At 26.6% G+C, this 15,400-nt stretch carries 18 protein-coding genes; 13 read left to right on the forward strand and 5 right to left on the reverse strand.

All coding sequences use genetic code 11. The features are described 5' to 3' along the window. Positions 1 to 156: 156 nt before the first annotated feature. Both QZ321_RS10140 and QZ321_RS10145 read right to left on the reverse strand, forming a co-directional pair. Positions 157 to 1,137 carry an ATP-binding protein gene (locus QZ321_RS10140; RefSeq protein ID WP_291747857.1) on the reverse strand — a complete coding sequence of 327 codons (981 nt, stop codon included), beginning with the start codon at positions 1,135 to 1,137 and terminating at the stop codon, positions 157 to 159. Next, complete coding sequence (locus QZ321_RS10145; RefSeq protein WP_291744259.1) at positions 1,130 to 2,125, reverse strand: DnaD domain protein; 996 nt, start codon at positions 2,123 to 2,125, stop codon at positions 1,130 to 1,132. Before QZ321_RS10145 ends, QZ321_RS10140 begins: the two co-directional genes overlap by 8 nt. Before the next feature lie 240 nt (positions 2,126 to 2,365). On the opposite strand from QZ321_RS10145, the gene QZ321_RS10150 reads away from it, so the two are divergent. After that, on the forward strand, positions 2,366 to 3,499 hold the full coding sequence (locus tag QZ321_RS10150; protein WP_291747859.1) for a M23 family metallopeptidase: 1,134 nt from the start codon (positions 2,366 to 2,368) through the stop codon (positions 3,497 to 3,499). Positions 3,500 to 3,525: 26 nt separating this feature from the next. Here QZ321_RS10150 and QZ321_RS10155 read toward each other — a convergent pair whose 3' ends face one another. The 3 genes from QZ321_RS10155 to QZ321_RS10165 form a co-directional block, all read right to left on the reverse strand. Beyond that, the gene (locus tag QZ321_RS10155; protein WP_291747862.1) at positions 3,526 to 4,725 is read right to left on the reverse strand and encodes a S8 family serine peptidase; all 1,200 of its coding nucleotides are present in this window, start codon (positions 4,723 to 4,725) and stop codon (positions 3,526 to 3,528) included. Between the two features lie 129 nt (positions 4,726 to 4,854). Then, positions 4,855 to 5,307 (reverse strand): dUTP diphosphatase, encoded by a 453-nt coding sequence (locus QZ321_RS10160; protein ID WP_291743082.1) that lies wholly within the window; start codon positions 5,305 to 5,307, stop codon positions 4,855 to 4,857. A 171-nt stretch (positions 5,308 to 5,478) separates the two neighbouring features. Next, positions 5,479 to 6,006, reverse strand: a complete 528-nt coding sequence (locus QZ321_RS10165; protein WP_291747864.1) for a hypothetical protein — start codon at positions 6,004 to 6,006, stop codon at positions 5,479 to 5,481. A 294-nt stretch (positions 6,007 to 6,300) separates the two neighbouring features. Between QZ321_RS10165 and QZ321_RS10170 the strand changes: the two genes are divergently transcribed. The 12 genes from QZ321_RS10170 (at position 6,301) to QZ321_RS10225 (ending at position 15,396) form a co-directional block, all read left to right on the forward strand. Beyond that, a complete protein-coding gene (locus tag QZ321_RS10170; protein WP_291747867.1) occupies positions 6,301 to 7,560 on the forward strand; it encodes a UDP-N-acetylglucosamine 1-carboxyvinyltransferase in 1,260 nt (419 codons plus the stop codon). Positions 7,561 to 7,577: 17 nt separating this feature from the next. Then, positions 7,578 to 8,369, forward strand: a complete 792-nt coding sequence (locus QZ321_RS10175; RefSeq protein WP_291747869.1) for an MBL fold metallo-hydrolase — start codon at positions 7,578 to 7,580, stop codon at positions 8,367 to 8,369. Positions 8,370 to 8,400: 31 nt separating this feature from the next. Further along, positions 8,401 to 8,556, forward strand: coding sequence for a CxxH/CxxC protein (locus tag QZ321_RS10180; RefSeq protein ID WP_291747871.1), 156 nt, complete (start codon positions 8,401 to 8,403; stop codon positions 8,554 to 8,556). A 75-nt stretch (positions 8,557 to 8,631) separates the two neighbouring features. Continuing rightward, entirely contained in the window at positions 8,632 to 9,129 is a 498-nt protein-coding gene (locus QZ321_RS10185) for an SEC-C metal-binding domain-containing protein (protein ID WP_291747874.1), read from the forward strand. A gap of 134 nt (positions 9,130 to 9,263) precedes the next feature. Continuing rightward, positions 9,264 to 9,737 (forward strand): Hsp20 family protein, encoded by a 474-nt coding sequence (locus tag QZ321_RS10190; RefSeq protein ID WP_291747878.1) that lies wholly within the window; start codon positions 9,264 to 9,266, stop codon positions 9,735 to 9,737. 64 nt (positions 9,738 to 9,801) lie between these two features. Next, complete coding sequence (gene rlmH, locus QZ321_RS10195) at positions 9,802 to 10,281, forward strand: 23S rRNA (pseudouridine(1915)-N(3))-methyltransferase RlmH (RefSeq protein ID WP_291747881.1); 480 nt, start codon at positions 9,802 to 9,804, stop codon at positions 10,279 to 10,281. 249 nt (positions 10,282 to 10,530) lie between these two features. After that, the gene (locus tag QZ321_RS10200; protein WP_291747884.1) at positions 10,531 to 12,393 is read left to right on the forward strand and encodes a DNA adenine methylase; all 1,863 of its coding nucleotides are present in this window, start codon (positions 10,531 to 10,533) and stop codon (positions 12,391 to 12,393) included. Then, positions 12,383 to 13,579 (forward strand): HNH endonuclease, encoded by a 1,197-nt coding sequence (locus QZ321_RS10205; RefSeq protein ID WP_291747887.1) that lies wholly within the window; start codon positions 12,383 to 12,385, stop codon positions 13,577 to 13,579. The genes QZ321_RS10200 and QZ321_RS10205 overlap by 11 nt, the downstream gene beginning before the upstream one ends. A 139-nt stretch (positions 13,580 to 13,718) precedes the next feature. Continuing rightward, on the forward strand, positions 13,719 to 14,057 hold the full coding sequence (locus QZ321_RS10210; RefSeq protein ID WP_291747892.1) for a hypothetical protein: 339 nt from the start codon (positions 13,719 to 13,721) through the stop codon (positions 14,055 to 14,057). Between the two features lie 12 nt (positions 14,058 to 14,069). Then, positions 14,070 to 14,363 (forward strand): hypothetical protein, encoded by a 294-nt coding sequence (locus QZ321_RS10215; protein ID WP_291747894.1) that lies wholly within the window; start codon positions 14,070 to 14,072, stop codon positions 14,361 to 14,363. A 17-nt stretch (positions 14,364 to 14,380) separates the two neighbouring features. Then, positions 14,381 to 15,004, forward strand: coding sequence for a hypothetical protein (locus tag QZ321_RS10220; RefSeq protein ID WP_291747897.1), 624 nt, complete (start codon positions 14,381 to 14,383; stop codon positions 15,002 to 15,004). Between the two features lie 83 nt (positions 15,005 to 15,087). Then, complete coding sequence (locus QZ321_RS10225) at positions 15,088 to 15,396, forward strand: DUF960 family protein (protein ID WP_291747901.1); 309 nt, start codon at positions 15,088 to 15,090, stop codon at positions 15,394 to 15,396. The last annotated feature ends 4 nt before the right edge of the window (positions 15,397 to 15,400 follow it).

Here is a 15,400-nt window from a genome sequence, read left to right on the forward strand (position 1 = left end):
GAGCAGCTGACTTGTAATCAGCAGGTTGTTGGTTCGACTCCGACATGAAGCTCCAAAAACTCCGCGATTGTGGAGTTTTTTTATTATATAGAATATTATATAGAATAAATTAAAATAAAAAAAGTCGGCTTACGCCGACAATTTTTATTTATACTTTTATCTTTGTCTTTTTAAATTAAGCTGTATTCTAATATCTTCTGCAAAGAATTTAAACAATTTAAATTCACCAATTATTCTTGAAGAAATTCTTTCACTATATCTTTTAGATATAAGTGGTAGTGTAAGATTAGTAGAAATCAGCATCTTTTTATTTTTTAATATTTTTTTATTAATTAATGTGAATAATTCTGTAGATGAAAAATCGGTTATTTGTTCAGAGCCTAAATCATCTATTATTAATAAATCGCAATTAATAAGTAAATTTTCTAAATCAGTATCATTGTTAAATTTTATATCCTTCAATGCTCTTAGAAGATCATCAGCAGTTTTATAAACAACCAAAAAACCTCTATCTAGTAATTCTTTTGCAATACACCAAGATAAAAATGTTTTTCCAGTTCCTGAATTACCATAAAATAAAAGATTAGTATTACTATTTTTAAATGTAGGTAAATATTCTCTTGTTATATAATCTAAAATATCTTCAATATTTTTTCGTGGTGTATATCTTTCATCATTTAATTTACGATTTGGATATAAGTCTATATTAAAGTTTTTAAAATTATTAGTTTTAACTGCTTCTTCTAGCTCTGAATCTTTATAATAAAGTTTAACTAGCTTTGATTTAAAACAGGAACACTTTTCAATTCCTATAAAGCCTGTGTCTTTACATTTTGCACAATTATAATGCAAATTTAAGTATTCAGGACTATATCCATGAGATACTAGCATTTCATATTTTTTGGCCCTTAAATCAGTAATAGCATCTTTAATATTATCTAAATCTTTAGGATTATTAATTCCTTTTAAAGCAGCCATAGATAAATTTAAGCATAGTTTTTGTATTGTAGTATCTATTTCTAATATTTCTGGATATTTATTTTTTATTTCTTCGCGCCTTTGTGCTAGTTTATGGTTTTCTTCTGTACGAATTTTTTCATACATATTCATAAGCTCTGCTTGATAGCCTTTAATCATCTTTATCCCATCCTAACAATTTCTTTTCTAATGAATCATAGTCGTATTCACGAGCCTCAAAGTTATTAAATTTAAGTGGATTAACTTCTGGTTGTTTAGAAGTAAAGTTTCTATTAAATTGATTATTTTTATAATTAGCTTCCTTTTTCTCTATATCAGCTAATGTTTTTAATTTATTTTTATTCCAACTAGATAAAATTCCATCAATATATTTAAAATCTGATCTGTTTAAACGTTGAAAACAAATATTACAAGCCTTTTCAATTACCTCTAGCGGAAAGGCATAATCAATAATCCATTTCTCTAACATTTCTTCTTGCGGTTTCATTAAATCTGTATTTTTTATTCCTAAGTAATTTAATATATGGCGAATTTTAACCCACTTATCTTCAGTTTTCTTTATGTAATTTTGTGCATCATCAATAGTTGTTATGTTCATATTGTGCCAAGCAATGGCTACTTTTTCAATATATCTATAGTCACTTTTTCCTTTTGAAACACAATATTCAAGTAAGATTAGTATTAATTCAGATGAAAAATTAAAATCTTCTTGCCAACCTAAATAAGTTGTCATTTCTGTAGGGGACAGAGGTCTACCTAATAAGATTTCGATATCATTTAGCATATCTTTAGTAGAAGTTTTGTTTAGGGCCTCTAATAAGTTTACTTCTTTATTTTTAGTATTAGAATCCTCTACTAAATCTATAAACTCTATATTGTAGTTTCCCATTTTATCTATTGGAATAAATTTTAATACACCTTCGTCATTCCAATAATTTAAAGCATTTATTATATCTGATTCTAATAAGTTTAGAGATGATGCTAAAATTGAAGAGCTTACTCCAAGTTCTCCTGTGCTATTATATTTAAGCATCAATAAATAAACCTTTATAAATTCTCCACGAGCATTTGGCATATATTTTTCAATAAATACATTGCTTACTGGAGTAAAATTTAATGAATTATTTTTTAGCATAAAAGTGCTCATATTATTTTTCGACCTTTCTTAAGTTAGACTCTAAGTTTTTATTTATTAAACTGAAACTAACTAATGTAAACAACTTTAAGTATTAGAAAAATTTTTTAATACTATACATGTAAATTAATTATAGCAAAGCCATTCTAAACCCTCAATATAACAATTTAATAATAAATATGTATAGTATGTATTATTTAGGGTAAATTAAGTGATGTGCTTAAAAAAATAGGTTAGGAGGAGTAACAAGTAATGGATTTAAATGAGCAGAATAACAAAGGTATATGGAGAAAGGTAGTAAAAGTAACTTCGAGAGTTATGGTTATAACTTTAATTATAATTCCATGTAATAATGTTTATGCAAGCTTAAATACAGCTAAATTAGAAGAAAATAAAGTAGTTATAAGTGATAAATTATTAAATAAGGAAAGTGAAGAAAATAATAAGTTAAATGCTACTTATGTATTTAACTCTAATAATATTTTTAATATAAATTTAAAGGGGCATTTAATAAATTTAGTTGATAATACTATTGGTCTTACAGAATTAGTTGAAAATAAATATTCATTATTAGAAGAAATATGTAATTCATATATAAATGAATTAGATATTAATATTAATAACATTACTTCGATAGAAGTAAATGGAACAATTAATTCTGATATAGAAAAAAATAGACTAGCAAATTTAAAATTAAGTGGAGAGGTTGCAAAAGAAGTATATGGTGCATCTGTGATAAATGAAAGTTTATCTGACTTAGAATTTAAAATAGATTTAACTGAATCTGAATTTATTGAGCCAGAAACAGTTATGGAAGAATGTAGCGACTTATATATAGGAAGTACTGAAACAGTTCAAGGGGTAAGGGGTATTAATTTAGTTCATAAGGAAATAGTTTATGATGGATTGAATAAAGGTACAGAAAATATTGTTAGAATAGAAAATATTGAACCAGTTGTTAATACTGTATTAAAGGTAGGAACTAAAAATCCTTATTATGATGGAATAGCATTTTTATCTAATCCAAGTAAGGGAGGATATTTAAGTTCGTATTTTGGAGAGGTTAGGGCTAAGTCAGTTCATAAGGGAATAGATATTGCTAAAAATTTAGGGGATAGTGTAAATGCCGCATTAGGGGGCACTGTAATTAATGCAGGATATAATAATGGAGGATATGGAAATTTAATAATAATACAACATGGAAATAATATGAAAACATATTATGCTCATTTAAGTGAGATATATGTTAATGTAGGCGATGTTGTAAATCAAGATGATATTATAGGGGCTATTGGAAGCACAGGAAATAGTACAGGACCACATCTGCATTTTGAACTTAGAGTAGATAATCAACCAGTAGACCCAATAAAATATATAAAAGAATAAAAGAAACACTATTAATAGTGTTTCTTTTATTCTTTTAAAATTTTATTTATATCTATTTTACCTTCACCTTGTTGATTTTTAGGTATATCTAGTGGAACTGAAGCTACTTTTAATATAGATAAAATATCTTCAAAGGTAAAGTTTGGATATTTTTCAAATAAAAGAGCGCATAAGCCAGAGATATATGCAGCAGCTATGGATGTACCAGTAAAACTTTTATACGAAGTATTTAATTTAGGGGCATGAATTTTGGTATTGTTTTTGTATGATATATAAGATGGATTAGAGTTTAATGACATAATATCAACACATGCTGCACAAAAATCAGGTTTCTTATCATTTTTTATTGCACCACAGGATGAATATGCATAGGACCTTATTTCTGATGAAGTTGTGTCTATACCTGATACAGTAATGCAATTGGTGCTTAATGCTATACCTGTAATTGAGCCATCTATATTTTTATTACTACCACTTGGCAATACACAAACTATTGAATTAAGTCTTGCCTTTTTTAACAATATATCAAATTGTGTGAAAATAAATTTACTATAATAAAGAGTTTCAAAAGGTAAACATATAACTTTAATGTTATAACTTTCACTCATATTAATTAATCCTTCAAGTGCAAATAAAACATCAGAAACATAGCCTTTTCCTAGCTTATCAAATGCTTTAAAGCAATGAATATTAACTTCAGGAGCAACACCAGTATATATTTTATTTGAAGCTAATCCATTACCAGCAATTATTCCACAGGTACATGTTCCATGACCATTATCGTCATATGGATATGGAATATCATTTATTAAATCAACAAATGTACTTATTCTATTGATTGGATAAGTTAAATCTCCATGAGGATATACACCAGAATCAATAACGCCAACACCAATACCACGCCCATATATAGGAAGTTTGTTTGAAATTCTAACCTTATTAGCTGTAGGTATACTCATTCCACATAGGGAAAGGTATTGATCTAAACAAATATATTGAACTTCTGGATATTCTAATAATAGTTCTATTGATTTAGCTTTTATTTGAGCACATATTATATTACATGATTCAATTTTTCTTATAATAATGCCTCTATAGGAGTTTATTTTTTTGGAAATTGAATCAGGAAAATTTCTATATTTTATTAAAATTCTATATTTTTTAATACCACTAGATGCTAAAAGACCTTTAAGATTAGGATCTAGTTTTTTAGTTGAAGAAAACATAAAAAACTCCTAAAATTATTCACATTACTATAGTATATGAATTAAAAGCTTTTTGTTAATGTAATATAAATTAAATATATTATAAAAAAAGTATTAAGATTTATATCAAAAATCTTAATACTTAAATAATTAATATACGAATGAATTAAAAATTTCCTCTTCTGAATAACCTAAAGTGATACCTAAACTTAATACATCTTCAAGTAATGTGAAAAAGTGGTCATTAGAAGGTGATATTATTAAATCGTTTATATCTATGTATAGATTTAAAAATTGATCGCTTAAACAGTAATCATTTGGTCTAAGCACTACTTCATAACTATTAATATAATGCTTGTCGATACCTAGATTAATTACGCGTGTAAGAAAATCTGCATATTTAATAAACACAGTTTCTTTACTCAAAGTTAACCCATCATCTATCCAGTATTCATAACACTTAGTTTCTTCTGCTAATGAACTTAATTTAACTTGTAATTCAAGGTGTTTTCTTGCCCAAAGTTTATATTGTGAGAGATTTTGATTAATTAAAATTTCATGTTTTCTTTCTTTTTGTAATTCCACTATTGGTAAAATATTCATAAGCGACCTCCGCGTTTACTAGGATTAATATAATTATTTTACAAAAATAATTATATATTGAAAAGCCTTGAAAACGGATACATAAAATAAAGTTTTAAATTTTATTTTTACAAATTTCAACATAAAAAAGAGCAACTAAAAATTCTAGAGCTCTTTTTATCTAAAAAAATATTAAATTGTTTTTAAAGGATAAGTTTGAATTAATGTTTCTCTTCTATTGTTTGAGATTTTCCAAAGTTCTAATCTATTGACTTTTAATGTTGAAATGTTAGGCTTATACTCAATTTCCATATCTACTTTTTTATTGTCTTTATTAATATAATTTATATTAGCTAAAGAAAGGTGAAGATCATTATTATTATCCTTTAAGTTAAACCCATACATTTTAAGATTATCCCCTATTAATCTATCTAATTTTTTTATATACCCGATATTTTCAATTTTTAAATTGAGAGTTTTATTTGAGTTGCAAACACTTACAGTTGATGACAGCTCTATTTTAAAATTTTTATATGGTTTTAATATTTTATCTATAACAATATTAAGTTTATCTAAATTAGGATTTTCTATTATTTCTAATGGAATATAAGGAATTGGTGAATTTCTATTTCCTTTATATTTTTTTGATAAACTTTTTTGAATTGGACTTAAATTTTTATAAGATACATCATCAAATAATGCTACCAAATAATATTTCATGTTATAACCTCGCAAGTTAAATTTTGTATACTGATTTTATATTAAATTATATCATATATAAGTTTGAATTGACAATTTGTATATTTCAACAATATCTTATAATAAACTTAAAAAATAAGGAATTTTGGAAGAAAAAAACGCTATTAACTCCTACATACTTTATGTTATAATTAACAGTGTTGACCAAAAATTTGTAAGACAAGTAAATAAATAATGTCTTATGCGACAAAAAATGGATATTTTTTTTATTATAGGATAGATTAATATATATAAATTTGGATAAGGGTGAATAGGATGGAAACATTAATTATTAATGGAGGCAAAGTATTGCAAGGTTCTGTAGAAATTAACGGAGCAAAAAACGCAGCTGTTGCTATTTTGCCAGCAGCAATTTTAGCTGCTGAAGGTAAATGTATTATTGATAATATACCAGATATAGAAGATGTACATTGCCTAGAAAGAATACTAATTAGTTTAGGTTGTAGAGTAAACAAAATAAATAACAATACTTTAGAAATAGACGCTTCAGATATTACAACTGTAAATGCTTGTACTGAAGATGTAAGAAGAATGAGAGCATCATATTATTTCATTGGTGCATTATTAACTAGATTTAAAAAGGCTAGAGTGGAATTACCAGGGGGATGCCCTATAGGTGTAAGACCAATAGACCAACACATAAAAGGTTTTGAAGCTTTAGGAGCTAAAGTAACTATAGAACATGGTGCTGTAAGTGTTGAAGCAGAAGAATTACATGCTGCTAATATATTCTTTGATGTAGTTTCTGTAGGTGCAACAATAAATGTCATGATTGCAGCAGCTATGGCTGAAGGAACAACAGTGTTAGAAAATGTAGCAAAAGAACCTCATGTAGTTGATGTTGCTAATTTCTTAAATACTATGGGAGCAGACGTAAAGGGTGCTGGAACAGATGTTATAAGAGTTAAAGGTGTTAAAAAATTATTTGGATGTAATTATAGTGTTATACCAGACCAAATAGAAGCAGGTACATTTATGATAGCTGCTGCAGCTACAAAGGGAGATATAACTATAAAAAATGTAATTCCAAAACATTTAGAATCGATTTCAGCAAAGCTTATAGAGATGGGTGCTATAGTTGAAGAAGGTGATGATAGCGTAAGAGTAACTGTTGATAAACCATTAAGAGGAGTAAGTGTAAAAACTGCACCTTATCCTGGATTCCCAACAGATGTACAACAACCTATGTCAACTTTATTAAGCATTACAGAAGGAAGAAGCTTAATTGCTGAAAGTATATGGGAAAATAGACATAAGCACACAGATGAATTAAGGAAAATGGGTGCTGAAATTAAAGTTGAAGGTAGAACAGCTATAATAGATGGTGTTAGGGGATTAAACGGTACAAAGGTAACATCTACAGACTTAAGAGCTGGAGCAGCAATGGTTATAGCTGGATTAGTTGCTAATGGAGAAACTGAAATATCTGAAATTGAGCATATTGACAGAGGATATCCTCATATTGAAGATAAGTTTAGAGCATTAGGAGCGGACATAAGAAGAGTAGTAAAATAAACTTGGGGGAATATTAAATGAAATTTTGCTCATTATATAGTGGAAGTAGTGGAAATAGTGCTTTTGTAGGTTCTGAAAAAGCTAAAATATTAATAGATGCTGGATTACCTGGAAAGAAAATAGATGAAGCATTGAAACAAATTGGGCAAAATCCAAGTGATATAGATGGAATTTTTATAACACATGAGCATATAGACCATATTAAAGGTGTAGGAGTCTTATCTAGAAAATATGATATTCCAATTTATGCACCCCATGATACTTGGGTTGCTATGGAAGGTATTATTGGAAAGATAAAGGAGCACAATATAAAGGTAATGGACAGAAGAAGTACTGTTACAGTAAAAGATATTGATATAAAATCTTTTATCATTCCTCACGATGCTGCATCTCCAGTTGGATATAATATTAATTTAGAAGGGAAAATGGTTAGTATTGCAACTGATTTTGGTACTTTTACCAAAGAGATTGAAGACAACATAAAAAATTCTGAAGTTATTTTAATAGAAAGCAACTACAATCCTCAAATGTTGGATATGGGACCTTATCCATATAACTTAAAACAAAGGATAAAAGAGAGCCATGGACATTTATCTAATGAGGATTGTGGAGAAGCTATTGTTAAGATATTAAAAAATGGTTTAAGAAAAAATATTGTTTTAGGACATTTAAGTAATACTAATAATACTCCTGAACTTGCACATTTAACGGTTAGTGATATATTAACTGCTAATAATATTAATGTTGGTTCTGATGTGTTTTTAAGTATGGCCAATAGGCATAATCCTAGTAAGGTTATAACCTTATAAGTTTTTATTTAAAAATTAGAAGGTGATTAGTATGGAATTTATATATGCTTGTGAAGAACATATAGACGAAGCAATGGATGAAGTTATAAATGAAAAAGAAACATTTCCTGTAATAAATGAAGTTTTAGAAAAGAAATGTAGTTACTGCAATAAAGGAGCTAAATATGAAGTAAAAATGATACAATAATATATGTTGAAAAAGATACATAATATTTAGTATAATTTTTATACAATCGTAAGAAAAGAAAGAGGAGACATGGATATGAGTTTATATAAACAATGGACAGATATGGTCGTAGAATACGTTAAGACAAAGGGAGAAGCTGCTTTTTGGAATGAGTATACTAAAATAGAAACTAGTATATATAGAGATTTATTAGCTAATAGCAAAGAAACCATAAAAACTACTATTTCTGATTTTGCAAAAAAATATGAAACTTCAGAAGAATTTATAATGGGATTTGTTGATGGAATCAATGATAGTTTAAATAATTCTTATGATTTAGAAGCTTTAACAGCTACTGATGAAATTGTATTAGATATAAACTTAGAAAAGTTATATTTTAATATGTTAGAAGCTAAGGCTGAATATTTATATATGTTACCACAATGGGATGCAATATTCTCACCAGAAAAGAGAAAAGAAATACAAAAGGCATACAGAGAATCTTGTAGCGTAAGAAATGAAAACAAGATTGGTAGAAACGATGTTTGCCCATGTGGAAGTGGTAAAAAGTATAAAAAATGTTGTGGAAAATAATTTTTTAATTAAAAGAGCTTTGATTTCAAGGCTCTTTTTTTGATGATTAATTAAAAATATAGTTAATCTAGTGTCAAATGACTTTGTTTATAAATAAATTATAAGTAGTTAGTAATGTTAAAATGGAGGATTATATGTTTAATATATTTCCATATATATTTTCAACTACTTTTAATTCTATATCTAGTAGTTTAGATATTATAGACAATATAGTTGATAAATTTGTAAATAGCGATTTTATGAATGACTTAATTAATGAAATAGATAATATGTCTGCGGTTAATATTAATTTTAAGGAGCATAAAAGGGCATATACTTTAGATTGTTATCTTCCAGGGGTTAAAAAGGAAAATATTGATTTAGAGTATGAAAATAATTATATAACTATTAAGGTAAAAAGGAATATGTTTTATACTAATAATAAAAATATAACTATGGCAGTAATACAGTCTGGTGGAGATATAGAAGAGGATTATTATGTAGGAAATGCTGATAGCGAAAATATAAGGGCTGTTTTTAAAAATGATATTTTAAGAGTATTTATTCCTAAAAATACTTATATAGGAAAAGATACAACTATAATTGATGTTGATAGTTATAAAAGTTAATGTATAGGAATTAATATTAAAAATTAAGTTTATAAATATTTAGATAACTTAGGAGGAAAAGATTATGAACATAACGATTATATCTGTAGGGAAATTAAAAGAAAGGTATTTAAAGCAAGCAATTGATGAATATTCTAAAAGGTTAACGAGGTATTGTAAGATTGATATTATAGAGTTGCCTGATGAAAAAACTCCTGATAATGCATCTGAAAAGGAAGGGTTACAGATAAAGGATAAGGAAGGTCAACTTATTTTATCTAAAATAAAGGATAATATGTTTGTTGTAGCGATGGATTTAAATGCTAAACAAATGACCTCAGAGGAGTTCTCAAAGTTTATTGAGACTCAAGGGGTTATGGGAAATTCTAACATAGCTTTTGTTATAGGGGGGAGTTTGGGATTATCTAAGGAGATAATTAAAAGGGCTAATTATAAGGTATGCTTCTCTAAGATGACATTCCCTCATCAATTGTTTAGGGTAATGTTGTTAGAGCAGATTTACAGAGCATTTAGAATAATGAAGAATGAACCGTACCATAAATAATTGAGGTTTTTACTAAAATTGGATATTTGGTTTTGAGAGTAAAGGATTAAGTAAAACTAATAAAGGTATACTTAGTCCTTTCATTATGAAAGATAAAGTTATAAGAAATAAAATGTATAACAAATACAAGATGGAACTATGCAATGTACATGTAAGATTTATAATTTGAGAGAAATTGATAATAGTAACTATAGTATGATATAATACAAAAATTAGATGTTAATTCTAATTAGTTAGGATGTGAATTAAATGAGATATTTAGGCAATAAAGAGTCTATTATACATGAAATTAAAAAGTTATTAGAGGATAAAGATATATTAGATAATAATTTACGTTTTTTTGATGCATTTTGTGGTACAGGAACTGTAGCAGATTCATTTAAAAATTATTATGATGTTATAATAAACGATAATCTAGAATGGTCAGTAATATATACAAGGGGAAGAATTAATTCAAATAAGTGCAATTTTGAGAAGTTAGGTTTTAATCCAATCGAATATTTTAATTCAAATAATGAATGTGAATATGGATTTATTTATAATAATTATTCTCCTGGAGGTTCAGAGAGAATGTATTTTACAGCAGAGAATGCTGCACGTATAGATTATTTTAGAAAAACAATAGAGTTGTGGAAGGAAAAGGACTTATTAACATATGATGAGTATTGTTATTTATTAGCATGTCTAATTGAATCGGTATCAAAAGTATCTAATACAGCAGGTGTATATGGGGCATATTTAAAAAAATGGGATAGTAGAGCTAAAAAAAATATAGTATTTGAGAAAGTAGATATTAAAGGCATAGATGCTAAATCATTAATTTCATTTAATGATAAGATTGAGAATATAATTGAAGATGTTGAGTGTGATATTTTATACATGGACCCACCTTATACTCAAAACCAGTATGGAACTCAATATCATCTTTTGGAAACTCTTGTGAAAGATGATTCACCTACAATTAGTAAAGTAACTGGTTCAAGAAGTACAGCTCCAATGCGTTCAGATTGGTCAAAAGAATATAAGGTTAATATATTATTTGATAAAATATTAGCAAAAACAAAAGCAAAATATATAATATTAAGTTATAGTGTTGATGGATTTATGTCAAAAGACTTCATTGAAGCAAGTATGAAAAGGTATGGAAAGCCAGATACATATGAATGTAGAAAAATATCCTATAAGAAATATCAAAATTGGAAATCAAAGAAATTTAATGAACATTTTGAGTATTTATTTTATATTGAAAAAAAACCTGTAAATGAAGTAGTATATGAATCTCCGCTTAATTATACAGGTAGTAAAGCTAGAATTATTAAAGAAATTAAAGCAAATGTCCCTAATTTTAAATTTAATAAACTTATAGATATGTTTGGTGGCGGATTTAACGTAGGAATAAATTTTGATACCCAAATAGTAATGTATAATGATATAAATTATTTAGTAGAAGGAATTATAAGGTCTTTTAGTGAATATGATACATATAAATATTTGCAGTATATTAAAAAAATAATAAAAAAATTCCAATTAGAGAAAGGAAATAAAGAAGCATATATAGAAGCACGTAATTATTATAATTCATTACCTAAAGAAAAACGTGATTCAAAATTATTATTTACGATTATACTGTATGGATTTCAACAACAAATTCGTTTTAACAGTAAGCATGAATTCAATAACCCAGTAGGCGTACGTTGGTTTAATGATAAAATATTAGAAAAAATGATAAGTTTTTCAAGAAAAATCAAAGAGAATAAATATATTTTTAAAAGCCAAGAATATACTAGTTTATATGAATACATAGATAGTGAAACTTTCGTGTATATGGACCCACCATATAAATTAACAACTGGGTCATACAATGATGGAAAAAGAGGATTTAATGGATGGGATGATAAATTAGAAAAAGAAATGTGTGTATTTGCAGATAAATTAAATTCTAATGGGATACCATTTATGTTATCATATGTATTAGAACATAATGGTAAAAAAAATTCTGAATTAGAATCATGGATATCTAATAGAGGTTATAAAGTTATAGAACTAGGAGAAATATTAGGTATATCAGGAAGTAGGAGAAAGGAAGTGCTAATTATAAATTATGATAAATAAAAAAATACCACATTTCATAATAAAGAAAAATCTTCAAAAATCAAAACAAACAGGGAAATATTTTAGCGATGATTTAACAGAACAAGTATTAAAAGAGATATGTACAAAACTAACCAGTAAAAGTAAATATACTATACAATTTGTAGATAATGATTACGAAGATGAGTTTCAGGAGAAGGGATATAATAAAGGGAGAATAGCTATTTTGTTATATGATGATTACGTTAATTATATATCTTTTTCAGAATCAGGAATAAATGGTCGTAATTCAAGTGTTCAAAGTGTTCCAACTGCATTTAATTTATTTTATAATAGTAAAATAAAAAATAAACACTTATATTATTATTTTTTAGAGTCAGAAGGAAATTACGAGACAGATTATCATTTGTTTATGTATAGATTAATGAGCACAATAGGTTTTGAATTTATTAATGATGATGTATTAGATAATGATATTATACCATTTAATTCGATTGATGATATAATTCATACTAGAAAGAGCAATAAAGGTAAAAATAAATCTAATAATTCCACCTATGTTACAAAAAGCACCAAATTCTCTGTGGATATATATGGAAAAACTTATGGTGCAAGTAAATATGAATCAGCGATGATTTGTTATGCCTTATCAAAATTAGCTTCAAAAAAGCAAACTGTTACTTTATACGAGGTTTTAGAACAAGATTTAAAAGAATTACCAAAAAGAACAAGAAAAACTATAGAGAAAATGGGTGTAATTAATATTATTCCAACTGATATGACACTTGAGAAAAAAGTATTTGATGAAACCAATAGCTTGAGGTCGCCACGATATTTATATAATTTACTTAATAAGTTTGGTGAAAAAAAATGTGCTTTATGTGATTGTATTGTACCTGAATCAATACAAGGAGCTCATATATGGCCTATAGCAGAAATTAAAAATGATAAATTAAGTAACTTTGACCAAAAGCTAGAATGGGCAATAGATGGAGAAAATGGTTTATGGCTATGTAATAACCATCATATATGGTTTGATAAAAATATAATAAGAATATCGCCAAGTGGTGATATTCTTATTGATGACACAATAGATGGTAGCGAAAAAGAGTTTATTGAAAAAACTACAACAGTTAAAAAGTTACCTAAAGAGTATCTTACTAAAGGTTTTGTGACCTATATTAGAAAGAGATACCAATTAGAGTAAGATATATCAATAAAATAAATTTAATTTTTTTTTACTTTAAAAAATAGGACAAGTTATAAATATATATTATTATAAAGAGTGTTACTTTTAGTAGAATATAAAAGTAACACTCTTTTATTTTTAAAAGGTGGTGCAAATAATGAAAAAAATTTATTCAATGGAGCAGGTGAGAAAGTTTAATTATTGCTCAAAAGAATTAATTGATAGTATGATTAAAATAATAGAGATATTAGATAGTAATTATGGTAAGGAAAGAGATATTGACAATGACTTAGGTGGATATATAGTTATAGCAGAAAATATCGTTGATATAGAAATACTGAAACAAGATAAGTTAAAAGGATTACTAGCAGAATATACAGACATAATTGAATGTAGTGAAGGAGTTAATTGGACTTCTTCACTATTTTTGCTTTCTAGTGATTTTTCAATTGTAGTAATAACAACAGAAGAACTTTCTAAGTTCCTACTAGAATGATGGAGGAAATAGATGAATAAGAAAATAATTAAACAGACTAAGTATTGTAATATTTTAGAGCAAGTTAAGGTTGCTGATAATGAATATACTTATACTGTAGAAAAGATATATATTAAAGCATTAAGAAGAAAAGAATTAAGATTTTGTGTATATAAGTGTACTAGGAGAGGGGATGAAACATATATTCCGAGAAGTTTAGATGTAACAGAAGAAGAATTTCAAGAATTAATAGTACAGGCAATAAGAACTAATATGTTTTCAAAAGAATTCATAAAAGCTATAAAAGAAGAATTGATTAAGGAATAAAGAGAGGATAAATAGAAATGATTAGTAATGAAAATATAATAATAATGAATGTAGAAAATTCAGAAATAATACAACAATATGTAATAAGAGAAATTAAGAAAGTATTAGATAAATATAAGAGTATAACAACAGAAGAAATAAGAGGTGTAGAAAAATTAATAAACAGTATAAGCAATAAAGAGCTAAAGGAGGAATTCCTAAACGATTGGAGTATGTCAGTAAAAATAGCAAAAGAAATTGGAGAAAATGAAGTTGATGACAGGATAATTTCTATGTACCAAAATCTAAAAAGTAATGGATTAGAAGAATTATCAATAGGTCATGTTATTAATTGGTGTAATGAGTTAGATGAACAAGGTTATGTAATGATTGATGATTATAGCATAATTTATAAAAGTTCAGCTAATCTAAAAGATGTTGCAAGAAGGTTATTAGATGAACTTCTTGATGATGCGATTTATGTTGATTCCTTAATAGATAAGGACTCACTAGTTGAATATTGGATAGAGCAAACAAGTAAAGAAGATGTAATAGATGACTTAATTAGAGGAAGTAATATTGAAGAACTATTAGGACTTGCTCCAGAAACCATATATGAAGATGAATATAATAAATATTTATATTCTGAAATAGAGTGTTAAGAGGTTATATCTTAGTTGATAAGGTATAACCTTTTTACTTTTTAGATAGAGATGAAAAATTAATAATAAGGAGATAAAGAAATATGTTCAAGAAAGATAATAGATATGTAACAAGAGAGGTAAATGAAGAAGTAGATATAAGATTGCAACTTATAATGTGGAGCATGATTGATAAGCTAAAAGATGAAGAAAGTGTTGAACTGGATTACTTACAGGTTTTCAAGATAAGAAAAGAAGGTAATAAGGTTGTAATAAATCAAAGTCAAGAAGTTCCTGAATACTCATGCACATATGAAATAGAGCTAGAAGATATTCATATAGATGATGAGATTAAGTTATATGTAATAGATAGTGGAGAATATTCTACAATGCTTTTTCCATCAGAATACTAATTGA

The sequence above is a fragment of the uncultured Clostridium sp. genome, assembly GCF_910588715.1.
In the GTDB taxonomy this organism is placed as follows: domain Bacteria; phylum Bacillota; class Clostridia; order Clostridiales; family Clostridiaceae; genus Clostridium.